Here is a 21,729-nt window from a genome sequence, read left to right as displayed (position 1 = left end):
TGCCGTCCGCGCAGGTGAAGGTGGTTACCGGGTGGGGGCCGTCGTCAGTGCGCGACCGCCCGCCCGACATCGACCAATCGTGGTGGCGGGTCCCCATGCGGTATGGGCGGTCCGACGGCCGTTCGACTGCCCGGTTCGCGCCCTTTGCCCCAGCCGAGGCGCTCCCGATAACTGCCGATGAGGTCCGCGGGGATGTCGTCGGAGTCCGCGAGCGGCGTCGACAACGGGCTGACGTACAGGGCGTCGGTCGGGCAGTAGGCCTCGCACATGAAGCAGGTCTGGCAGTCGGACTGGCGCGCGATCGTCGGCACGCCGTCGGCGCCGCGATCGAAGACGTTCGTCGGGCACGCGACGACACACTTGTCGCAGCCGATGCACGCGTCGGCGACCACGATCTCGATCATGCCGGGACCCGCAGGTTACGGCTGTCGAGCGCGGTCACGGCATCGAGCGAGGCGTCACGCACCCACACCTCGTCGAGCCCGCCCGTCCGGACGTGCCCGTGTTGCGCGGGATCGAGACCGGGATGGTCGTCGCGCTTGCTCATCCCCCGGGACTCGGTACGCGCCAGAGCCGAACGATAGATCCATCGGCCGACGGCGGTGATCGCCGCCGCCTCCCGGGCACGGACTCGACCGCCTGCGGTGTCCGCGCCGTACGCCCCTCCGGCGATCGCCGCCCACACGTTGTCGAGCTCGGCCAGCGCCGGACGCAGCCGGTCGGCGTGGCGAAGGTAGTTCTTGTCGAACGGGATCAGCTGTGCCTGCGCGGCTCGCACCACCTCGTCGGGAGCCACCGCCGACGACGACTGCTGCACGAGTCCCACGGTTCCGGCCCCGGACACCGCACTCGCGCCCGGACGTCCGGCCGTTCGGGCGGCGCGCGCCGCGGCCGCGCCCGCAAAGCTTCCCGAGGACATCGCCCACGCCGAATTGTGGCTGCCACCACCGGTGAATCCACCGCAGATGCGCTCACGCGTGGCGACATCACCGGCGGCGTAGAGGCCCGGGACGCCGGTCCAGCAGTCGTCGTCGACGATGTCGATCCCGCCGGTTCCGCGCACCGTCCCCTCAGCGAGGAGATCGACCTCGAAACGGTCGGTGAACGGGTTGATACCGCGACGATCGAACTGCAGGAAGAAGTTCGGCTGCCCCAGCCGCATCTTGGCGGCGACATTCTCGTCGGCACGGTCGAGTTGTGCGTAGACCTTCTCGTTCAGCAGGGTTCGCGCGATGACCGAGCGGCCCTTCATGGAACCGGCGCCCTCGACGATGCGTCCGTCGCCGTGGAAGAAGGTGGCGTATCCATAGTAGGCGGTCTTGGTCACCGTCGACCCCTTCGGCACGATGGCGTAGGCGTTCGCGAATTCCATCCCGGAGAACGACGCGCCGACCTCGGCCGCCATGAGTGCCCCGTCACCGGTGTCGACGTTGCTGCCCAGCGCTTTCGACAGGAACGCACAGCCACCCGTGGCCACGACGACGGCGCCGGCGGTGATGGAGAAGTCCCGGTCGGACTGGCGTTGGTATCCGGCGGCGCCGCGGACCGCGCCGTCGGCGTCGGTCAGCAATTCGAGGACCGGCGAGTGGTCGAGGATGCGGACGCCGCGTCGCTGCACCCACGCCCGCATGCGGCGCATGTACTCCGGGCCCTGGAGTCCGGTGCGCATCGGCTCGCCGGTGGCGGCGTCGACCGGGAACGGATAACGGCCCTCGGTGCCGAGCCGATGCATGTTCGCGTACGTCTGGTCGAGGACGCGGTCCATCCAGTGATGATCGGCGAGGTGCCCGCCGAGGGTCTCGCGACTGGCCTTGGCCTCCGTACGCTTCGCCGGGTCGGGCGCGACGTACCAGACGCCGGTGCCCGACGGCGCTGTCGTGCCCGACGATCCGCAGTAGCCCTTGTCCACGAGGATCACCTCGGCGCCGGCATCCCGCGCGTTGATCGCCGCCCAGGTTGCGGCGGGACCGCCTCCGATGACCAGGACGTCGGTGGTCAGCGTCAGTTCGTCAGACACGGGTGAACTCCTCATCGGCAGAGACGGTTTCGGTACGGGACTCTCGCTGCGGGGCGGTGTCGGTCGCGACCCCGAGCCCGGCCAGCAACCGCGATCTCAGAGCGACGAATGCGGGATCGACGACGGCCCGTGGACGGTCGAGATCGACGACGATCTCTTCGGCGATCCGGCCCTCGCGGAGGATGAGTGCGCGATCCGCCAGGAGCAGCGCCTCTTCTACGTCGTGGGTGACCAGCAGTGTGGCCGGACGATGCTGCTCCCAGAGCCGGGCGACCAGTTTCTGCGCGGTGATCCGGGTCAGTGCGTCGAGGGCGCCGAACGGTTCGTCGAGCAGCAGCAGTTCCGGTTCGCGGACGAGTGCGCGCGCCAACGCTGTTCGCTGCGCCTCGCCGCCGGAGAGGGTCGTCGGCCAGGCGTCCGCCTTGTCGGCGAGACCGACCTCCGCCAGCGCGGCGAGAGCGCGCGGCCGCGGCTGATCGACACGCAACCCGAGCGCGACGTTGCGCCACGCCGACAACCACGGCATCAGCCGGTGTTCTTGGAACACCACGGCTTTCGACGCCGGCGCGACGATCTCGCCGGTGAATCCGTCGTCGAGTCCACCGATGCCGCGCAGCAACGTGCTCTTCCCCGATCCACTGGCGCCGAGCAGCGCCACGAACTCGCCGGGTTCGATGGTGAGGTCGATGTCGACGAGGACCTGGTGGTCGTCGAAACGTCGGCCCGCGCCGCGCACGCGGACACCCTGTGTGATGGTCATCGTCCCTCGAATCCGTTGCGCCAGCGCAGGAACCTGTGCTCCAAGAGGCGCACGGTGATGTCGGTGAGCAGACCGAGGATCGCGTAGATGACGAGGACGAGGAAGATCTGGTCGACGCGCAGGTACTCCTTCGCGTCGTTCATCAGGAATCCGAGACCGACCGGCGTGGTCTGCATCTCGGCGACGACGAGCACCAGCCAGCCGATGCCGAGCGCCTGCCGCAGCCCGACGAAGATCTGCGGGAGCGCGCCGGGCAGCACGACGTAGCGCACCAGCTCGACACGTGTGAGTTCCAGGGACTCGGCGGCTTCGATCAGCTTCTGGTCGACACCGCGAATACCGGCGAGGACGTTGAGGTAGATCGGGAAGATCGGCGCGACGATGATCAACGCGATCTTGAACGGGTCGCCGATGCCGAACCAGATGATGAAGACCGGGACGAGCGCGACCGCCGGCATCATCCGCAGCACCTGGATGGGTGCGTTGACCAGGTCCTCCGCGAGCTTGAACAGCCCTGCCGCGGCACCCAGCACCAGGCCGATCGCGATGCCGATCGACAGTCCGATGGCCACGCGACGTGCGGATGCCGCGAGGTGATGCCACAGTTCGCCGGTCGAGATGAGATCCCATCCGGCGTTGATCACCTCCGTCGGAGCGGGCGTGGTGGCGCCCAGCCAGGAACGCGCGCCGAGCTGCCAGATGACGATCACGAGGATCAGCCCGATCGACTGTCGGAGGGCGCGGGTGGCGCCCCGCAGCCGGCGTCGACGCGCAGTCGCCGGCCCTACGGGCACCGACGTCGGCGGCGTGCCGGTCGGCGAGAACGCCGCGTCGACAGGAACGACGCGGTCGAGTTGGGTTGTCACGAGCGGTCCGCCTAGTGAGTGGGCTGCAGCAGGGGCTGATGTTCCACGAACCGTACGTCGGCATGCCGGACTCGAGAACAATTGAACTCACCGCGGAGAAATGCCCCCTCGACGACTGCCACGCCTGCACGCGCACCCACGGCCGGACGACAGATGACGGAGAACGTAACGGTCGACGATACGTTCCACGTCATCTACCGGCGCGCCGCCCACAACACGCGCACCTCGTCGAGGGATTCACGACGATAGGTACCATGGATCTGGTATGTCGACGGCACGAGAGTAGAGGTGACCCCCATGGCCGACGCGGACGGGCATCCCGATCCAGACGAGTACGACCTGACGACGGTCCTGCACGCGCTCGCCGACGACAACCGGCGCAGCGTGATCGCGCAGTTGGCCGCGGAACCACAAGGGACCGAACAGTTCTGCAGCGTGTTCGGGCTCCCGTGGGCACCGTCGACCCGCACCCACCACTTCCGCGTTCTGCGCAAAGCCGGACTCATCTGGCAGCGTGACGTCGGCAACGGGCGCATGACCAGGCTCCGTCGTGACGACGTCGACCGCGCCTTTCCCGGCCTGTTGGACGCGATCCTGGCAGCCGACAACGCCGCCCGGGCGGAGACCCGGCCGGCGTGACGACGCTTCCCACCACACCTTCGGCGCTCAGGCCGGCAGGCTCACCAGGCGACCGGTAGTGCGACCGGGCGGTGGACGAGAACCCCTGTCTCCCAGACGATGTCGTCCGGATCGGCGTCGAGGCGAAGCGTGGGGAACTCGGCGACGAGACGTCGGAGCACCTCGGTGATCTCCATACGCGCCAACGCCGAGCCCATGCAATGGTGCATCCCGTAGCCGAACTGCAGGTGCCGTCGGCCGTCTCGGGTGACGTCGACCGTCCACGGATCCGGGTAGACCGCCGAGTCGCGGTTGGCCTCATGCGCGTCCGCGTAGACCACGTCGCCAGGGCGGAGGATCCCCTCGTCCACCCGCACCTCGGTGGTCGTCACGCGCGGGAAGGTCGAGATCCTCCCGAGTGGCAGGAGTCGCAACAGCTCCTCCAGCACCGTCGGGATCGAGTCGGGGTTCTCGACCAGGTACTGCCACAGTTCGGGTCGTGCGAGCGCCACGTAGGCGATCTTGGTCACCACCGAGAGAACGTTCTGATCGCCACCGACCAGGGACCCCAGCAGGATCGCGGCGTACTCCGCGTCGGTCACCGGCGGTGATACCGAGTCGCGCGCCGCGAGCAGGTCACGGATGAGACCGTCTGCCAGCTCCCGACGACCGGCGACGAGATCCTCGAGGTAGTGATACAGGGTCCAGAAGTTCTCCAGCAGGACAGGCACATCGGTGTCGTGGGCCAGCTGCATCTCCCGCGACAGATGGCGGAAGTACGGGATGTCGGCGGTGGGGATGCCGAGGTGGTCGACGTTCACACCGATGGTCAGCGGGTCGAGGAGCGCACCGATCAGGTCCGCGTCGCCGGTGTCTTGCCTGTTGCGCAGGTCGGCGACCGCCACGTCGAGAACCCGCTGCACGCTGGGAATCCGACGCTGCATCGTGGCCGCGCTGTAGGCCGAGCCGACGAAGCCCTTGAGACGACCGTGATCGGGGTGGTCGAGGTTGAGCAGCATCTCGGGCGGCATGATCGTGGGCAGGAACGTCGGACCGTCGTCGACATTGGTCTCGGCCCGCGCGAACGACACGTCGGTGAGGACTCGATGCACATCGGCATAGGACGTCAGGTGCACCGCGGTGTGTCCGCTCGGCAGGAGCACCTGCGGTAGGCCGCCCGCCGAGCGGTCGTCGACCGTGGTGTACATCGACGGTGGCCGCAAGCCAGGGATCTCGCGGAGGTCGAACCGCACGGGAGCGGTGAGGGACTTGGTCATCGTGAGACTCCTTCGGGGGGCTGCTCCGCCGCGGGCTCGGCGGAGGACGAGCGTGAACGGACGACGACGACGGCGACCGTCAGGACCGCCAGCAACGCGATGAGGACGCCGACGGTCGTCACGAAGGCGATCCGGTAGACGTCCGGATGACCGAACTGTCCTGCCGAGGTGTCGTCGGCGGCGGCACCGCTCAGATGGGCACCGACCACGGTGGACAGGATCAGCGCGTACCCGGCCACGAAGACCGCCTCACTGCCGATGCGGAAGAAGTTGAGCAGCCCCGCCGCCGTACCGGCGCGCTGAGCCGGGATCACCGACAGCGCATGGCCGTCGACGAGCCCGATGGGTAGACCGAAACCGAGTCCCACCAACACCATGGGGACGATCAGCCACCCGATCGACCGGTCCTCGGTCAGCAACAGGATCCCGATGTTGCCCAGGAGCAGTGCCCCGAGACTGAGGTAGACCACGACACCGACGGTCAGCACACGGACGCGGGTGATCAACTGCGCCACCGCGAGTGGCGCGACGAGGACCGGGATGGTCATCGCCAGCATGATCAGACCAGAGTTTCCGGCAGAGAGGTTCTTGATACCGCTGAAGGCCGACGGCAGGTACGTCAACAGCGTGACGAATCCGATCGAACCCGCGACGGGGACGAGGCACATGGCGAGGAACTCGCGGTTGCGCAACAGCGAGACATCCAGGATCGGGCCGCGCGGACCGACGGCCGGCCGGGCGCCGGGGAGGACCCGTGAACCCGCGGCGGCGACCGCCAGGATGACCGCGTGGACGACGAAGACGCCGCGCCAATCGACCAGGGAGATCAGCGCTCCGGAGATCGTGGGCCCCAGCGCGAGCCCGAGTCCGTTGATGGTCCCGAAGACGGCGAAGGCGTGGGTGCGACGATCTCCGGAGAAGGCGTTGGACAGCATCGAACTCGACCCCGTGAGGATCGCGGCTGCGCCGATGCCCGCGACGATGCGTGCGAGGTCGAGAACCACGAGGTTCGGGGCCGCGGCGCTCAGCACACTGCCTGCGGTGACCAGGAGTGCGCCATAGGTGAAGGTCCGCCGGTGACCGATGCGGTCGCTCAGCGCGCCCCAGAGCAGGGTCGCCAGCGCGAACGACACATTGAATCCGTTGACGACCCACTGCAGCGCAGTGGGATCGGAGCCGAGGTCTTTCGAGATGAGCGGTAGCGCGATGGCAGTGCCCGCGATGGACGTCGGTGTGACGAACTGCGCCGCGAGCACGATCGGAAGCGTCCACCTGCTCGGGGACGCCCCGGCTGATGATCCGGTGGTTGACGCGGTCTCGTCGGTGGTGGCCGACATGGGATCTCCCTTCGGACTGACTCGGTGATCGAACGGTCGGATCGCAGCTACTATCGTCCGGGTAGATACGATGTTATTAGTAGGTACCATCGCTCTGGTACCGATGCAACAGGAGGAATCACGATGACGGCCGACGAGCACAGTCGCACAGAGGTGGTGATCGTCGGTGGCGGCCCGGTGGGGATGTTGCTGGCCGCCGAACTGGCCCTCCAGAAGACCGCGGTGACGATCATCGAGACCAGGACCGACCTCGACGAACGCCCACGGGCCGGCACCGTCCACGCGAGGTCGGTGTCGCATCTCGCCCGGCGCGGCTACCTGCCGTCGGTACGCGCGGACGAGATCGCGCGTCACGCCGGCGCAGTCCGTCGAACGCAGTTCCAGTTCGCCGCACAGCCGGTGCTGTCGATCACGGCGCCCGCAGTGGAGCCCGCACCGATCGCCGGCATCCCGCAGGCGCGACTCGAGGCGGCGTTCGAGCAGCGAGCGAGCTCGTCGGGAGCTCGAATCCTGCGCGGCCACACCGTGACCGCCATCCGCACCACCGACGACGAGGTAGCGGTCGACATCGAACCACTCGACGGGAGCGCCGCCATGACCATCGTCGCCGGCTTCGTGGTCGGAGCCGATGGCGCGCGTAGCCTCGTGGCCCGGCACGGCGGTCTCCCCGCACACACCTACCCGGCGACGATGAATGCGATCGCGGGGTTGGCGAGAACGTCGCGCGACGACCTCCCACCGCCGGGCTGGCATCCCACGAACACCGGCTGGACCCTGCACAACCCGAACCCCGGTGCGCCGACCCGCATCATCGGCCTCGACTTCTCCGGTCCGGCGCAGCTCCGCGAAACTCCCACCGAACGTGAATACCTCGACGACCTGGGCACCATACTGGGCACCCCACCCATGCTGGACGACATCTCGCACCTGACCCGGTTCAGCGACTTCGGCCGCTATCGCACCCGGATGCGCGCAGGCCGGCTCCTGGTGGTCGGCGATGCCGCCCACGTCCACTACCCGCTGGGCGGTCAGGGACTCAACACCGGGATGCAGGACGCGTTCACGCTCGGGTGGCGCCTCGCCCGGGTCATCGCGGGCACCACCGATGCCTGCGTGCTCGACGACTGGTCGCGCGAGCGGGTGTGGGTCGCCCGGACCGTCGTCGGGAACACCGTCCTGCAGTCGCGCATGATGAACCCGGCCACGACCGACATCAGGGATGCGGTGATCGCGCTGCTCGGTGTGCCCGCCGTTCACGACGCCGTCGCCGAGGTGATCAGCGGCCAGTTCCAACCGGGGTTCCAAACCGATCTGGTGATCACCGAGGACGACGGGGCGGTACACACACTCGCCGAACTGCTGACGGCCGGACGGCATGTGGCCATCCGTCCGGACGAGTCGATCTCCATTCCCGGTGACGAGCCCGGTCAGGTCGTCGTCACCGGCAAGGTCACCCCGGAGCAGCCGTGGGTGTCGGCTCTCGTCCGACCGGACGGCTACCTCGCGCACACCGCGTGAACCCCGGTGCGCCTCTGCCGGATCAGGCGACGAGACGCTCGGTGACCGCGGCACGGACATCTCGGATCGCCTGATCGGCATCGACGAATCTGATGGCCGTCCACCCGGACTCCTCGGCCGCCCGACAGTTCTCGTCGAGGTCGTCGAGCAGGATGCAGTCCCGCGGGTCGACGTCGTTGCGCCGGGCCGCGAGCGCGAAGATCTCCGGATCCGGCTTGCGCACACCGACCTTGCACGAGTCGACGAGATCGGTGACGACGTCGTCGAGACCGACCATCGGACGCCAGTACGGTTCCCACTCCACCACGTTGTTGCTGAGGATGCCCACCCGCAGACCGGAGCCGGCGAGCTCGACCGCCAGGCCCCGGACGGCCGGCTCGACCACGTGGCCGGTGAACCATTGTCGCCCGAAGTCGGGGTCGCTGCGGGACAGGTCGAGGTCCGGGGACTCGAGTCGGATGGCCCTGTGCAGTTTGGCGACCCACGCTCGCTCGTCGAGCAGCGCCAGTTCGATCGGAGCCAACGGCGGTAGGCCGTACTCCTCGCCGACCACCGCGATCGCCCGCTTCAACGTCGCGGCCGGTATCCCGGTGTTCTGTTCGTACCGGCCGAACAGCTCGTCCAGCGGAGGCGAGAGGACACCACCGAAGTCGAACCAGACGAAGGGCCCTGGAGTACGTTCGGACCCGCTCATTGGACCATCGTCCACACGTCGACCGGCAGGAGGCGGAGATGGACCGAACCTTCGGCGATGACGTCGGCACCCTGGGTGAGACGCACCTGCGCGTGCGCTCCGCCCTCTCCATCGGGCTCCGCCGTCGACCGGGCCACCGTCTCGCGCTCGAACTCACCGAACTTGGTGAACTCGATCTGCAACTGGTGCATCACCATACGGCTGGTGTCGAGCCCGAGCGAGGCATTGGCGGCCGCCATCGCCACCTGCCGGGCGGCCTCGAACTGCAGCATTCCGGGTACATGGTCGAGGGCGTGGTCGAAGAGCGACGGATGGTTGGTGTCGATCACGGTGAGGGCGTTCAGTTCGTCGGCGGCCAGTTCCGGGTTCGCGAGAATCGCGTTTCGTGGATTGTGCCGCCCGACCGATCCGGGACGCATGCGGGCGACATGACTCGCCGCCGGAATATGATGCTCGGCAGGCAATCCCAATGATTCACGCCCACGGACCCGGATCTTGCTCCACACCGACGACGGCATCCACTGGTAGGTCATCGCCTCGCGAGCAGCCTCACGGCCTTCGATGGAGGCGACCATCTCCAGGGTGAGTCCGACGATCACCCCGTTGCGGACCTTTTCGCCGACGACGTGGGCTTCCACGACGCAATGGCCGGGGCAGGCGCCGATCCGCAGCGTCTGTTCGTCGAGGATCTCGAAGTCGGCCGCGCCGAAGATGAACTTCTCCGAACGCTCGACGCCGAGGAAGGTGTGCGCATAGTAGATCGCCACCTGACGGAACACCTCGATCAGCAGGAGCGGGTCATAGGTCGTCGCCGTGCCGCGGTGATCGCTGAAATAGGAGTGGTTGCGCGGCAATTGGGCTGCGAAGGCGGCGCCGTCGGCGGTGCGACGAGCATCGGTGAGGAACACCTCGGCGATGGATTCGCGGTGCACGATCCCGCGAGGGATGTTGCGGTCGAACGTCAGTTCTTCGAGTGTGAGGGTCACGATGATCCTTTCGTCGGGCCTTGCGTTCGTCGGACTGGTCGAGCGAAGCGGGTCATGCGGTCCGGACGGCGATGTCGTAGGACCACCCGTTCGCCACGTTTCGGGGCGGGTCGAACAGAGAGGTGAGGTTGTGTACCGTCGAGGTCGCGGCCACACTGTTGCGATCGGTGAACAGCGGGATCGCCACCGAGTTGCCGAGAATGTGGTCGGTCACCTTGTCGAACAAGGCCTTACGGGTGTTCTGGTCGGTAGCCCTGGTTGCGTCGAGCAGCCAGCGGTCGACCTGTGCGTCGGCGAGCTTGGACCCGCCGACGATCGGATCCGAGGGTGATGCCGTCGATCTGGCCGTAGGACAGGTCGGGCTTGGTCGAACCGAAGGCGCGGTTGAGCTGGAGGGACAGATCGAGGCCGCCGACCTGACGGGGGAAGGCCTCGTAGTCGTTCTGCGCCAACAGGTCGTACACCTGGGCGTTCTCGACGTACTTCAGCTCGACGTCGATACCGAGGTTCTGGCGGAGTTCGGCCTGCCACGCCTTGAGCACATCGTCGAGCGGGTAGGTCGGGACCGTCGCGAGGAGCCGGACCTTCAACGGCCGTCCGCTGCTGTCGGTCCGGATCGCACCGTCGTCGCCGGACGCCTTCCAGCCCGCCTGGTCGAGCAGACCGCGAGCCTGTGTCAGATCGGCCGGCGCGGCGCCGTCGTACTTCGGATCGAAGTACTTGCTGTCCGGTGAGATCAGACTCCACGCCTGCTTCTGCGTCCCCTTGGTGACCGAGTCGACCACCGACCCGATGTCGACGCCGCGCGCTATCGCTCTGCGCACCCGCGGATCACGTGTCGGACCGTTGGTGAGGTTGAGCATGATGACGGTGGTGGACGCCGCCGAGCCCGTCTGGGCGTACTGGAACCCGGACACACCGTCGAAGAGCGGGATGTCGGTCGCCTTGACGGTCCCGATCGCGTCGACCTCACCGCTGCGCAACAGGCCCGCCCTGGTGGACGCCTCCGGTATGTACTTGACCACGACGTCGTCGACGTATGCGGGGCCCTGATGCTTCGCGGTGGCCGGACCCCAGCGGTATGCGGGATTCTTCCGGAAGCGGATCTCCTGTCCCTGGACCGCTCGGTCGAGGATGAACGGTCCGGAGCCGACCATGCCGGCACCGCTGGTGAGCGTCGCCTTGTCGCCGCGCAGTGTGCTCGGCGCGACGATCGCACCGCTCAGCCCGGCCAGCGTGGACAGGAAGTCGGCGCGGGGCTGGGACAGCGTGATGCGCACGGACAACGGATCGATGACGTCGACTCCGGACACGCTCGAGTACTGCAGCAGCCCATTCGTCGTCCATGACGGGTACTGCGGGTCGCGCAACGCGTCGATGTTGGCCTTCACCGCTGCGGCGTCCAGCTTCTCACCGTTGTGGAAGGTGACGCCGTCACGAAGATGGAACTCGTAGGCCCGGCCATCCGGGGAGACCGTCCACGACGACGCCAGCCACGGGTGGAAGTTCTCCTGCGCGTCCTCCGACAGCAGGCTGTCGTAGGTGTTCCGCAGAACCTGTGATGCGTCGAACGCCGAACCGTAGTGCGGGTTCAGTCCGCGTTCGGGGTACTGGTCCAGTGCGATGGTGAAAGTTCCTCCCGGCGCGGGCTTTCCGGCGGGCGCACCACCCCCGCTGCCGGGTTCGGGATCGGCGGTGCAGGCGCCGACCGCCAGCATCAGGAGAGCGGAGACGAGCACGGACAGGGCTCGTGTGATGGTGTTTCGCAAGGTCGGGCGCTTTCTCGTGAATGAATCGTCGGATGGAGTGGAGCGCGGACGAACCCGGGTCGCCCTCACAGCGTCGGGATCGCATCGAGAAGTGTCCGCGTGTAGGGCGAGCGAGGCGCGTCGAACACGTCGCGGGCGTCACCGGCCTCGACGACACGTCCACGGTGCAGGACCACCAGCCGATGGCACGGCCGGCGGACGACCGCGAGGTCGTGCGAGATGAAGACCAGTGACAGGTCGGCGTTCTCGGTCAGTTCATGCAGCAGGTCGAGGATCTGGGCCTGTACCGAGATGTCGAGCGCCGACACCGGCTCGTCGCACACGATCAGACGTGGCCGGGTGGCGAGAGCCCGAGCGATGTTGACGCGCTGACGCTGACCGCCGGACAGTTCCCGCGGATGTCGCTGTGCGGCACCGGCCGGGAGGTGTACGGACTCGAGCAGCCGCCGGATCTGAGCAGGCCGGTCGGGGTGATCTGCGGTCACCGTCTCGACGGCCTCGCCGATGATCTCGCCGACGAGATACCGCGGGTCGAACGACGCCACCGAATCCTGTGCGACGAGCCCGATATCGCCCGCGCGAGCGTCGGACGACGGGTGTGGTTCACCGAGGAAGTGCAGCTCGCCGGCGTCGGGCGTGCTGAGGCCGGTGATCATCCGGGCGATCGTCGACTTGCCGGAGCCGGATTCCCCCACGATGCCGAGCACCTCGCCGCGGCCGACGGCGAAGGACGCGTCGTCGACGGCGACGACCGGTCGGCCCAGTACCCGGTAGGATTTCGTGAGTCCGACTGCGGCGAGGACGGTCTCGGCCCGCTCGGGTTCGACGGCGAGCGGTGGGCGTGGGTCCCCACCGGGCACGGCGGCGATCAGTTCGCGGGTGTAGTCCGCGGCCGGCTCGTCGATGACTCGCCGGACCGGTCCGTCCTCGACGATCCTGCCGTCCTTCATGACCAGCACACGATCGGCGACCGACGACACGACCGCGAGGTCATGGCTGACGAGTATCACCGCGCGACCGGCACGCGCCTGCCCGACGATCAGATCGAGAATCTGTGCCTGCACTGTCACGTCGAGCGCCGTCGTCGGCTCATCGGCGATGAGCAGTTCCGGGTCCCCGGCCAAGGCGGCAGCGATGAGTGCGCGTTGTCGCTGGCCTCCGGAGAGCTGGAAGGAGCGTTGTCGTCGTCTGGTCTCCGGATCGTCGATGCCCACGGTTCTCAGGAGCGCATCGACCCGGGCGGGCCGGTCGCGGCGCGGGGTGTCGCGCAGCCCTTCGGAAATCTCCTTGGTGATCGTGCGCAACGGGTCGAGGGCCGTCAGCGCGTCCTGCAGGATCAGACCGATCCTGTTGCCGCGCAGACGTCGCCAGTCCCGCTCGCCATATCCGGTCGCGTCGGTGCCGAAGAGGTCGAACCGGTCGGCCCGCACGCGCGCCCCGGCACCGGCCAGTCCTGCGAGACTTCGGGTGGTGACCGACTTGCCGGAGCCGGACTCACCGACGACGGCGAGGACCTCCCCTCGACGGAGCTCGAATCCGACGCCGCCGACGACGTCCTTGTCGCCGAAGCCGATGCGCAGGTTCTCGACCCGGACAAGCGTCTCGGTGTCGGTGATCTCGTCCGGCGGTGTGGCCGCGAGCGTCATGTCGTCGTCCTTCGCTCGAATCGGCGTTGCGCCTCGCGGCCGGCCACCGTGGTCGCGATGACCGTCGCCGTGATGGCGACACCGGGGAAGAACACCGTCCACCAGGCGATCCGGAGGTCGTCGCGGGCCTCGGAGAGGATCGCTCCCCACTCCGGCGTCGGCGGCTGGGGACCGAATCCGAGGAAGCTGAGGGCGGCCGCACCGAGGATCGAGGTGCCGAGGCCGAGGGTGATCAGGACCGGCAGGGTGCCGATCGCATTGGGCAGCGTGTGCCGCAGCACGATCCGCCACCGCGAGCGGGTCAGCAGTCCCGCCTGTGCGATGAACTCGGCGCGGTCGACCAGCCGTGTCTCGGCCCGCATCACGCGAGCGAACCGCGGTGCCGACGCCACGCCGATGGCCATGATCAGGTTGGTCGTGCCGGTTCCGGTGATGGCGATCAGGACCAGGGCGAGCAGGATCTCCGGAAACGCACCGAGCAGGTCGAAGAAGCGAGACAGGACGGTGTCGAGGAAACGGTTGCCGAGGCCGGCGGCCAGCCCCAGCGGGACACCGATCGCGACCGCGACTGCCGTCGCCGCGACACCGATGAACACCGACAGGCGCGCGCCGTGGACGACGCGGATCCACACGTCACGACCGAGCTGGTCGGTGCCGAACACATGCGACATCGACGGCGCCTGATGGGCGATGGACAGGTCGGTGTGCAGCGGGTCGCCGGGTGCGAACACCGCGGGCCAGACGATGGCGACCACGATCAGCAGCAGAAAGACCGCTGATACCCGGAGTCCGATCGATCGGGCCCGCAGCGGCGATCGCAGCCGGAGACCGGTGACGGTGAGGCTGGTCATCGGGTGGCCTCCCGGAGTCGCGGATCGATCCACACGTAGGCGATGTCGATGACCACCGTCACCGTGAGATACACGGCGGCCGTGAGCAATGCGACGCCGAGCACTACCGGCAGATCCTTGTAGGTCACGGCCTCGACGGTGACCGTGCCGAGCCCGGCGCGGCCGAACACCTCCTCGACGACCACCGTGCCGGTGAGCAGTCCGCTCACCGCCCATCCGGCGAGTGTGGCGGCGGGCAGCATCGAGTGACGCAGTCCGTGCCGCAGGCGTAAGGAGGTCTCTCCGATCCCCCGTGACCGGGCGGTGACGGCGAAGGGTTGCTCGAGGGCTTTCTCGATGCCGCCGCGCATCACCTGGGAGAGGACTGCTGCGATGGGCAGCGCCAGGGTGAGCGCGGGCAGGATGAGACGCTGGAACTCGTTGCCGGAAGTCACCGGTAGGACCCGCAGTGTGAAGGCGAACACCCAGATCAGGATCAGTCCGATCCAGAACGTCGGCGCCGACGCGAACGACAGCTCCAGACCGCTCACGCTGCGCGAGAACCAGTTCCGTCGACCCGCGGTCAGCACGGCGAGTGTGGGCGCGAGGACGGCCACGAACACCAGGGCCACGCCTGCCAGACGTGCGGTCGCGCTCAGCTGATCACCGAAGAGTATGTGTGTCACCGGTTCTCCGCGGACGTAGGAATAGCCCATGTCGCCGTGCAGGAGGTCGCCGAGGTACCGGACGTACTGGACGGCCAGCGGACGGTCGAGCCCCCAGTCCTGCTCGACCTGTGCACGCAGATCCGGGTTGCTCGACTCTCCCATCACTGCCGTGACCGGGTCGCCGGGCGCGAGGTGGATGGCGAGGAAGGCGAGGGTGACCGCGGCCCAGGCCATCACGATCGCCGAGAGCGCCACCCCCGAACTCCGCCGGGCCGGCGCCCACCGGCGTACCGACGCGGTCATCGCTCGATCGGGGTGCCCACGATGCTCCCCCACTCGGTCCAGGATCCGTCGTAGACCCGGACGCGCGGGTCGTCGAGGATGTCGGTGAACACGAGCCACCCGAGGGCGGCACGGTGCGAGAGCCGGCAGTAGAACACCAGCTCGGGCGCCTGCTCGGCGTCGAGTGTCGAGATCCGTTCGCGCAGTGCGTCGGCGGGGAGAACTCGACCGACGTCGTCGAGCAACTCGCGGACGTGCAGCGATCGGGCGCCCGGTATCCGTCCGTGTCGCTGGGCGCCGTGATCGATCGGCTCGGTCGCGGGTGACACGCGGTCGCCGGCGAACTCCTCGGGTGACCGCAGATCGACGACGACGGTGTCGGAGTCCAGTGCCTGCCGGACGCCGTCTCGATCGATCACATGCTCGGGTTGGGGCGTCGACACCGGCAGTGCGGAGTACGGGCGGATGAACTGGGCCTCGACAGGCGTGTCGGGCGACCCGGAGTCCCGCCACCGCCACGCCTCGAGTCCGCCGTCGAGGTAGCGCAGGTCCCCGCCGACACCCACCACCCTGGCCACCCACAGCGCGTAGGCCGCGAACTGTGTGGGTTCACCGGCGAAGACCAGAGTGTGCCCCGTGCCGGCGCCCAGTGCCAAGAGGCGGTCGGAAAGTTCTGCTGCCGAGGCGAACTCGCGACGTTCGGCATGCCAGAGCAGGTTCTTCCAGTACACCGCGCGCCCGCCCGGGATCGTTCCCGGCGCGTCGACATGTGCTGGGTCGTCGGTGATCTCGATGACGGCCACCCGCGGATCCGTCAGATGACGTTCCAGCCACTGCGCGCTGACGAACGCGGTGGTTCTGGCCTCGCCGGCCTCGGTGGTGGGTGTGGACACGCAGTCCTCCTGAATCGCGTCGGGCGGATCCCGATCGGGCAGATGAAACATATGCAGCGGACCGGCCGAACGTGAACACAAAAATCACGCCGGGTCCAATTATGTTTCCATAGATCGTGAGTACATAACTTGGTGCAGTACTACCTCCTCGACAACGAAGGGCGCCTATCGATGACGGGCACACGAGCCGATCACCTCTCCTCTGCCGCGACACTCCGACGCTCGGGCCACCCGGCCCCGGTGGTGCTCGACGTGCGCGTCGACGCAGGCGGTCGCGCCGACAGGGACGCCTATCGACGCGGACATCTGCCCGGCGCTCATTTCGTCGACATCGACGCCGATCTGGCCGGAACGGTCACCGCACGGTCGGGGGCGCGTCCGCTTCCCGATCCGGACCGGCTTGCCGCGTCCGCACGGCGGTGGGGGATCACACCCACCAGTCCGGTGGTCGTCTACGACGATTCGAGATCGACCGCCGCTGCCCGTGCCTGGTGGGTCCTGCGCTGGGCCGGCATCGCCGATGTCCGGGTCCTCGACGGTGGACTGCGCGCATGGACCGGGGCCGGCGGGGCGCTGGAGACCGGCGATCGGCCCGAGGACCGCGAGAACATCGAGATCGCGCCGGTCGAGATCCGGCCCGGCGCCCTCCCGGTGGTGGGCACCGACGACGTCGCGCGCCTGGCACGGGACGGCCTGTTGCTCGATGCCCGGCCCGTCGACGACTACCTGGGTCGCAACGGCGCGTCCGGACACATCCCGGGCGCGGTGAGCGCATCGGTGTTCGACGATCTCGACGACGAGGGCCGTGTGCTCGACGACGCCGCGCTGCGCTCCCGGTATCGCGCACTCGGGGCCCTGGACGCCGGCATCGCGACCGCGTCCTACTGCGGCAGCGGTGTGGCCGCGGCACTTCAGGTACTCGTGCTGGCCACCGTCGGTGTCGAGTCGGCGTTCTATCCGGGGTCGCTGTCACAGTGGGTGTCCGACCCCGCACGGATCGTCATCCGCGAGACCCTGTCGACCGTCGAACCCGGGCCGGTGATCAGCGCATGAGCACACCCGAGGGACCGCACGTCATCCTCAACGCGAATCTGATTCCCGGCGGCACCATCGGGAGCCCTTGGCGACGCTCCTCCTCTGACGGTGCATATTTCGTCACGGTCGAGCACTACGCCGACGTCGCGCGGGTGGCCGAGCGCGGGCTGCTGGATGCAGTCTTCCTGGCCGATTCACCGGACATCCAGGCGAAGGACTGGAATGCGCCCAGCCGGCTGCTCGACCCGATCGTCGCCCAGTCGGTGCTGTCGACGCACACCGAGCGGATCGGTCTGATCGTCACCGCGACCACCTCGTACAACGATCCGTACAACCTTGCCCGTCAGTTCGCCGCACTTGCTGCGGTGTCTCATGGCCGAGCGGGGTGGAACATCGTGGTGACCGGGGGCGACGCTGCCGCCCGGAACCATTCGCTCGACGAGGCTCCCGCAAAACCCGAACGCTACGAGCGCGCCGCCGAGTTCCTCGACGTCGTGACCGCGCTGTGGGATTCGTGGTCACCGGGCGCCCTCGTCGCCGACCGCGCCACCGGACGCTACCTCGATCCCGGTCGAATCCATCCGATCTCCCACGACGGCAAGCACTTCCGGGTGGCCGGACCGTTGAAGGCCCCGCCGCTCGACGACGGCAGGCCGGTCCTGATCCAGGCCGGGGCATCGACTCACGGGGTGGAGTTGGGCGCACGTACGGCCGACGCCATCTACACCGCACACGCCGACATCGACTCCGCGCGACGCCGGCGCGCCGAGGTGCGCGCGCTCGCAGCTGCCGCGGGCCGCGACCCGGACACCGTCAAACTACTGCCCGGCCTGATCGTCATCCTGGCCGACACCGAGGAGGGTGCCCGCCGACGCGAACGCGAACTGACCGATCTCATTCCCGACCATGTCCAGGTCGCGAACCTCGCGGCCCGGCTCGGTATGCGGGAGGAAGACCTGGACCTCGACGCCCCGATCCCCTGGGACCGGGTACCCGCGGAGGAGTCCGCCGACGGCTCACGCGGCCAGCGGGCGGTGTTCCTGGAGTTCGTCCGCGACCGGGATCTCGACACCCGCGGGGCCGCCCGCCTGCTGGCCGGCGGCGGTGTCCACAACACCATCGTCGGCGCACCCGAGCAGGTGGCCGATCACATCGAAACCTGGTTCCGCACCGGAGCGTGCGACGGTTTCAACCTCATGATCGACGAATTGCCCTCCGGTCTGGAGGCTTTCGTCGACACCGTGGTACCACTTCTCCAACGCCGCGGGCTGTTCCGCACGGAGTACGCGACCACCACTCTGCGCGGGCACTACGGCCTATGACCATGCCACCGTCGTTGTTCATCCAGGTGCGAACCGGCACGAAGCCCGCCGAGACCTATCGGCAGGCCATCGAGGCGGCGGTCGCGGCGGAGCGTCTCGGGTTCGGCACGATCTGGTTCGCCACCCGCCACTTCGCGGCCCACCACGCCGCCCTTCCGACGGTCTTCCCGTTGTTGGCTGCGGTCGCCCAGCACACTTCGCGCATCCGTCTGGGCAGCGGTGTCGTCGCGCTGCCGTTCGAGAACCCGGTCCGGTTGGTCGAGGACGCCGCGGTCACCGACGAACTCAGCGGAGGCCGGTTGGAACTCGGCGTCGGAAAGGGCCTCGGGTTCGGATTGTCGGCGACGACGTACGCCGGATTCGGACTCGCGCAGGATGATCGAGAGAGTCTGTACGCGTCTCGGCTCGCCACCCTGCATTCACTGCTGGAGGAGGGGACGGTAGCACCCGGGATACCCATCCATCCGGATCCCACGTCGCTTCGGCACCGCGTCTGGCAGTCCACCGGCAACACCCGAACCGCCCGTCGCGTGGCCCGAGCGGGCGATGGCCTTCTCCCCCATCCCAATTCGGAGGCAGGAAAGGACGGGGACGCACACCGGCTGGTCGATGCCTATCTCGCCGATCTCGGAAGCGGCGTGCCGCGCATCGGTTCCACGGTGGCACTCGTCCCCGGCGGCACCGACGACGACGCACGTGCCATCTTCGACGCCGATGTCACACTGAGCCCCGACTACTACGGCGGGAAACTGGGTGGCGGGGCGGACGCCTACCGTCGCGGACTCTCCATCCACTGCGCTTCGGCCGACCGCCTGGTGGCGGAGATCCTCGGTTCACCGGTTCCGGCGGCGACAACAGACTGGCTGTTTCACGTGCCGCTCGCACTCCATCACCCGCGGTACACCGAATGTCTCGAGCGCATCGCGACCGACATCGTGCCGCACCTGCGCTCGCTGGAACCGGCACACTCCTGACCCGCACCGTCGAGCAGCGCTGGACGAGCCGTCCGCCGCGGGCTCCCTGCGTCAGTCCAGGAACTCCCGGTGGACGGTTCCGGCGATGTCGGCGACCGCATCGGCCAGCTCGGCGATCGCACCACGCTCGTCGGGCAACTGGGGCACAGCGATCCGCAACAATCCGTGGCCGACCGGCCGCACGAACGACCGCGCTCCCGCACCGACATTGATGCCCTTGCGCGCCAACTCGATCACCGCGCCGGTCTCGTCCTGCACGTCGATCCACAGGACCAGGCTGTTCGGGCCCGATCTCGCGGAGACACCGCGCTCGGTGAGGGCGTCGACCAACGCCGAACGGCGGCTTCCGTACCGCGCGCGTGCGGTATCGACGACGGCGTCCGTGTCCGGGTCGGTGGCCAGATGCGCGAGCGCGTTCTGCAGGATCCGGCTGTTCGCGGCAATCCCGTGCACGCGTAATCGGATGGCCCGGTCGATGAGTTCGTTGCTGCCACCGATGACGCAGGTCTTGATATCCATCCCGAACGCCTTGCAGTAACTGCGAATTCGGACGGTCTCGTTCGGGAAGGAGCTGCCCAGTGACGGCGCTTGCGCCCGCGCCAGGGGCCCCACCGCATCGTCCTCGACGATCCACGGCCGGTTCTGCGCGCTCTCGATCACCGCAGCGAGCTCGTCGGCGCGTTCGGAGGTGAGCGCGCCCGACTCCGAGTAAGCTCCCTCGGGCTGCAAGACCACCACGGCCGGCTCGTCGCGGAGCACCTCGGCGAGCGAATCGGCACGAGCTCCCTGATCATCGGAGTCGATGCCGACGACCCGGTAACCGACCTCCGCGAGGGTGTCGAGGAAGCCGGGCATCACCGGTTGCTCGACCGCGACCAGGGATCCGGGCGCTGCGGCAGCCTCGACGGCGAGCAGCAGCCCCTCCGAGCCTCCGCTGGCCGCCACGAAAGACGCGGAGCGGAACGGCCACCCGTCGATCACCGCATCGCGCAGACGGTCGGTGATGTACTCGCGACCCGGGCGATTCAGCTGCTCGGACCGCAGGCCCGCGGACAACGCCTTGGCGAGATCAGGCTGCAGGTCGTAATCCGGGCTTCCGGTGAGCAGATCCCGGTCGGCCCACCCGGCGGCAGACGTGGCACCGTTCACGACGACCGTGCCACCGCGCCGGTTTGTCTCGATGAGCCCGAGTCGTCGTAGGGCACCCCAGGCGGACACGATCGACCGGGTGCTCAGTCCCGACTGGCGGGTCAATTCGCGGATCGGCGGTAGCCGGGTACCGACCGCCAGCGAACCGTCGCGGATCAGCCGGGCCGTGACATCGCGTACCTCGTCGGACGTTCGCGGTCGGTACTCCGCGAGCGAGGCGACAAGCAGATCCGCGTCATCGGCGACGGTCATCGGACCACCCAAGAACTCACCCGACCAGTATGTCGCTTATGTAACCGCAGGTCGAGTTTTTGATTGCAGTCATTTGAAGATCAATAGCCCGGCAGGGACGAGCTCACAGATGACGCGCGACCACCACCACCACACCCAAACGACGCGAAACGTAACGGTCACCGATACGTTCCCCGTCATCTACCGGTCACGCCGCCGCCGACAACGCGCGACGGACCTGCGCGGCCACGTACTCGCGCCGCTCGACGAGGTCGCTCCACGTGAAGTTCAGGACCGTCCACCCGACCTCGATCAGGGCGTTGCGCTTGGTGCGATCACGCTGGAAGGTGACCGCGTCGCGGTGAAAGGCGAGCCCGTCGATCTCCACCGCCAGCATCATCGCGATGAACGCGAAGTCGATCTCGTACCCCTCAGCCGGATGGTTCGCGGTCCAGCCGGTGATGTGTTCGTCGCGAAAGAGGTTGACGGTCAGCCGTTCCGCCTCCGATCGGGCGCCGGAGTCCACGAGCGCGACCATGCGCGCCATCTCGGTCGCGCCCACACATTTCCGACGGCGCTCGAAGGTCTCGGTCAGCTGTGTGACGGTCACGAACCCGCCTTGGAGTCCGCGGTCGATGGGTTCCATACCGCTCTCGACCGCAGCGTCGAGCACCGACAGCGCCTTCGACGTCGTGCGCAGTCCGTCATGGATGACGATGTCGACGGGATCCAGCGTTCGGCGGATGATCACCGTTCCCGGTTTCACCGAACCGTGGTGCCCGCGCGGCGCGGACACCGTGATCACCGGCGGCGGCGTGTCCACGATGCCCTGCCACCACGCAGCCATTCGTCCACAG

At 68.2% G+C, this 21,729-nt stretch carries 21 protein-coding genes; 5 read left to right on the top strand and 16 right to left on the bottom strand.

Going from position 1 to position 21,729, the window contains the following annotated elements; translation table 11 throughout:
* Positions 1 to 44: 44 nt before the first annotated feature.
* From QSJ19_RS20665 to QSJ19_RS20650, 4 genes are read right to left on the bottom strand one after another with little or no spacing between them, the layout of a single operon-like run.
* Positions 45 to 404, bottom strand: coding sequence for a 4Fe-4S dicluster domain-containing protein (locus QSJ19_RS20665; RefSeq protein ID WP_286322886.1), 360 nt, complete (start codon positions 402 to 404; stop codon positions 45 to 47).
* Complete coding sequence (locus tag QSJ19_RS20660; protein WP_502876293.1) at positions 401 to 2,032, bottom strand: FAD-binding protein; 1,632 nt, start codon at positions 2,030 to 2,032, stop codon at positions 401 to 403. The genes QSJ19_RS20665 and QSJ19_RS20660 overlap by 4 nt, the downstream gene beginning before the upstream one ends.
* A complete protein-coding gene (locus tag QSJ19_RS20655; RefSeq protein ID WP_286322884.1) occupies positions 2,010 to 2,777 on the bottom strand; it encodes an ABC transporter ATP-binding protein in 768 nt (255 codons plus the stop codon). Before QSJ19_RS20655 ends, QSJ19_RS20660 begins: the two co-directional genes overlap by 23 nt.
* Positions 2,774 to 3,643, bottom strand: coding sequence for an ABC transporter permease (locus QSJ19_RS20650; RefSeq protein WP_286322883.1), 870 nt, complete (start codon positions 3,641 to 3,643; stop codon positions 2,774 to 2,776). The genes QSJ19_RS20655 and QSJ19_RS20650 overlap by 4 nt, the downstream gene beginning before the upstream one ends.
* 297 nt (positions 3,644 to 3,940) lie before the next feature.
* On the opposite strand from QSJ19_RS20650, the gene QSJ19_RS20645 reads away from it, so the two are divergent.
* The gene (locus tag QSJ19_RS20645; RefSeq protein ID WP_286322882.1) at positions 3,941 to 4,282 is read left to right on the top strand and encodes an ArsR/SmtB family transcription factor; all 342 of its coding nucleotides are present in this window, start codon (positions 3,941 to 3,943) and stop codon (positions 4,280 to 4,282) included.
* 41 nt (positions 4,283 to 4,323) lie between these two features.
* Here QSJ19_RS20645 and QSJ19_RS20640 read toward each other — a convergent pair whose 3' ends face one another.
* Positions 4,324 to 5,538 carry a cytochrome P450 gene (locus tag QSJ19_RS20640; protein WP_286322880.1) on the bottom strand — a complete coding sequence of 405 codons (1,215 nt, stop codon included), beginning with the start codon at positions 5,536 to 5,538 and terminating at the stop codon, positions 4,324 to 4,326.
* Positions 5,535 to 6,875 carry an MFS transporter gene (locus tag QSJ19_RS20635; RefSeq protein ID WP_286322879.1) on the bottom strand — a complete coding sequence of 447 codons (1,341 nt, stop codon included), beginning with the start codon at positions 6,873 to 6,875 and terminating at the stop codon, positions 5,535 to 5,537. The genes QSJ19_RS20640 and QSJ19_RS20635 overlap by 4 nt, the downstream gene beginning before the upstream one ends.
* 123 nt (positions 6,876 to 6,998) lie before the next feature.
* On the opposite strand from QSJ19_RS20635, the gene QSJ19_RS20630 reads away from it, so the two are divergent.
* Positions 6,999 to 8,393 (top strand): FAD-dependent monooxygenase, encoded by a 1,395-nt coding sequence (locus QSJ19_RS20630; RefSeq protein ID WP_286322878.1) that lies wholly within the window; start codon positions 6,999 to 7,001, stop codon positions 8,391 to 8,393.
* Between the two features lie 22 nt (positions 8,394 to 8,415).
* Here the strand turns inward: QSJ19_RS20630 and QSJ19_RS20625 are convergent, their stop codons facing one another.
* The 8 genes from QSJ19_RS20625 to QSJ19_RS20590 form a co-directional block, all read right to left on the bottom strand.
* Positions 8,416 to 9,087 (bottom strand): HAD family hydrolase, encoded by a 672-nt coding sequence (locus QSJ19_RS20625; protein ID WP_286322877.1) that lies wholly within the window; start codon positions 9,085 to 9,087, stop codon positions 8,416 to 8,418.
* A complete protein-coding gene (locus QSJ19_RS20620; protein WP_286322876.1) occupies positions 9,084 to 10,073 on the bottom strand; it encodes an AfsA-related hotdog domain-containing protein in 990 nt (329 codons plus the stop codon). The genes QSJ19_RS20625 and QSJ19_RS20620 overlap by 4 nt, the downstream gene beginning before the upstream one ends.
* Positions 10,074 to 10,125: 52 nt before the next feature.
* A complete protein-coding gene (locus QSJ19_RS20615) occupies positions 10,126 to 10,287 on the bottom strand; it encodes a hypothetical protein (protein ID WP_286322875.1) in 162 nt (53 codons plus the stop codon).
* Positions 10,288 to 10,303: 16 nt separating this feature from the next.
* Positions 10,304 to 11,812, bottom strand: coding sequence for an ABC transporter substrate-binding protein (locus QSJ19_RS20610; RefSeq protein WP_286322874.1), 1,509 nt, complete (start codon positions 11,810 to 11,812; stop codon positions 10,304 to 10,306).
* A 95-nt stretch (positions 11,813 to 11,907) separates the two neighbouring features.
* The gene (locus tag QSJ19_RS20605; protein WP_286322872.1) at positions 11,908 to 13,488 is read right to left on the bottom strand and encodes an ATP-binding cassette domain-containing protein; all 1,581 of its coding nucleotides are present in this window, start codon (positions 13,486 to 13,488) and stop codon (positions 11,908 to 11,910) included.
* Positions 13,485 to 14,339: an ABC transporter permease gene (locus QSJ19_RS20600; protein ID WP_286322870.1), complete on the bottom strand. Its 855-nt coding sequence runs from the start codon at positions 14,337 to 14,339 to the stop codon at positions 13,485 to 13,487. Before QSJ19_RS20600 ends, QSJ19_RS20605 begins: the two co-directional genes overlap by 4 nt.
* Complete coding sequence (locus QSJ19_RS20595) at positions 14,336 to 15,289, bottom strand: ABC transporter permease (protein WP_286322869.1); 954 nt, start codon at positions 15,287 to 15,289, stop codon at positions 14,336 to 14,338. The genes QSJ19_RS20600 and QSJ19_RS20595 overlap by 4 nt, the downstream gene beginning before the upstream one ends.
* Positions 15,286 to 16,161, bottom strand: coding sequence for a sulfurtransferase (locus tag QSJ19_RS20590; RefSeq protein WP_286322868.1), 876 nt, complete (start codon positions 16,159 to 16,161; stop codon positions 15,286 to 15,288). The genes QSJ19_RS20595 and QSJ19_RS20590 overlap by 4 nt, the downstream gene beginning before the upstream one ends.
* Before the next feature lie 171 nt (positions 16,162 to 16,332).
* Here QSJ19_RS20590 and QSJ19_RS20585 point away from each other — a divergent pair, with 171 nt between their 5' ends.
* The 3 genes from QSJ19_RS20585 to QSJ19_RS20575 are packed head-to-tail and all read left to right on the top strand — an operon-like array spanning position 16,333 to position 19,492.
* Positions 16,333 to 17,214 carry a sulfurtransferase gene (locus QSJ19_RS20585; protein ID WP_286322867.1) on the top strand — a complete coding sequence of 294 codons (882 nt, stop codon included), beginning with the start codon at positions 16,333 to 16,335 and terminating at the stop codon, positions 17,212 to 17,214.
* Positions 17,211 to 18,518: an NtaA/DmoA family FMN-dependent monooxygenase gene (locus QSJ19_RS20580; protein ID WP_286322866.1), complete on the top strand. Its 1,308-nt coding sequence runs from the start codon at positions 17,211 to 17,213 to the stop codon at positions 18,516 to 18,518. The genes QSJ19_RS20585 and QSJ19_RS20580 overlap by 4 nt, the downstream gene beginning before the upstream one ends.
* Positions 18,515 to 19,492 carry an LLM class flavin-dependent oxidoreductase gene (locus tag QSJ19_RS20575; protein ID WP_286322865.1) on the top strand — a complete coding sequence of 326 codons (978 nt, stop codon included), beginning with the start codon at positions 18,515 to 18,517 and terminating at the stop codon, positions 19,490 to 19,492. The genes QSJ19_RS20580 and QSJ19_RS20575 overlap by 4 nt, the downstream gene beginning before the upstream one ends.
* A 51-nt stretch (positions 19,493 to 19,543) precedes the next feature.
* Here QSJ19_RS20575 and QSJ19_RS20570 read toward each other — a convergent pair whose 3' ends face one another.
* Together QSJ19_RS20570 and QSJ19_RS20565 are read right to left on the bottom strand one after the other, a co-directional pair.
* Positions 19,544 to 20,893 (bottom strand): aminotransferase class I/II-fold pyridoxal phosphate-dependent enzyme, encoded by a 1,350-nt coding sequence (locus tag QSJ19_RS20570; protein ID WP_286322864.1) that lies wholly within the window; start codon positions 20,891 to 20,893, stop codon positions 19,544 to 19,546.
* A gap of 187 nt (positions 20,894 to 21,080) precedes the next feature.
* On the bottom strand, positions 21,081 to 21,729 hold a 649-nt coding region (locus QSJ19_RS20565; RefSeq protein WP_286322863.1), incomplete at its 5' end, for an endonuclease domain-containing protein.

Origin of the sequence: Gordonia sp. ABSL11-1 (assembly GCF_030315685.1) — a bacterium.
In the GTDB taxonomy this organism is placed as follows: domain Bacteria; phylum Actinomycetota; class Actinomycetes; order Mycobacteriales; family Mycobacteriaceae; genus Gordonia.
The sequence above is the reverse complement of the archived record's forward strand: the minus strand, read 5'-3'. Positions and strand labels throughout refer to the sequence as shown.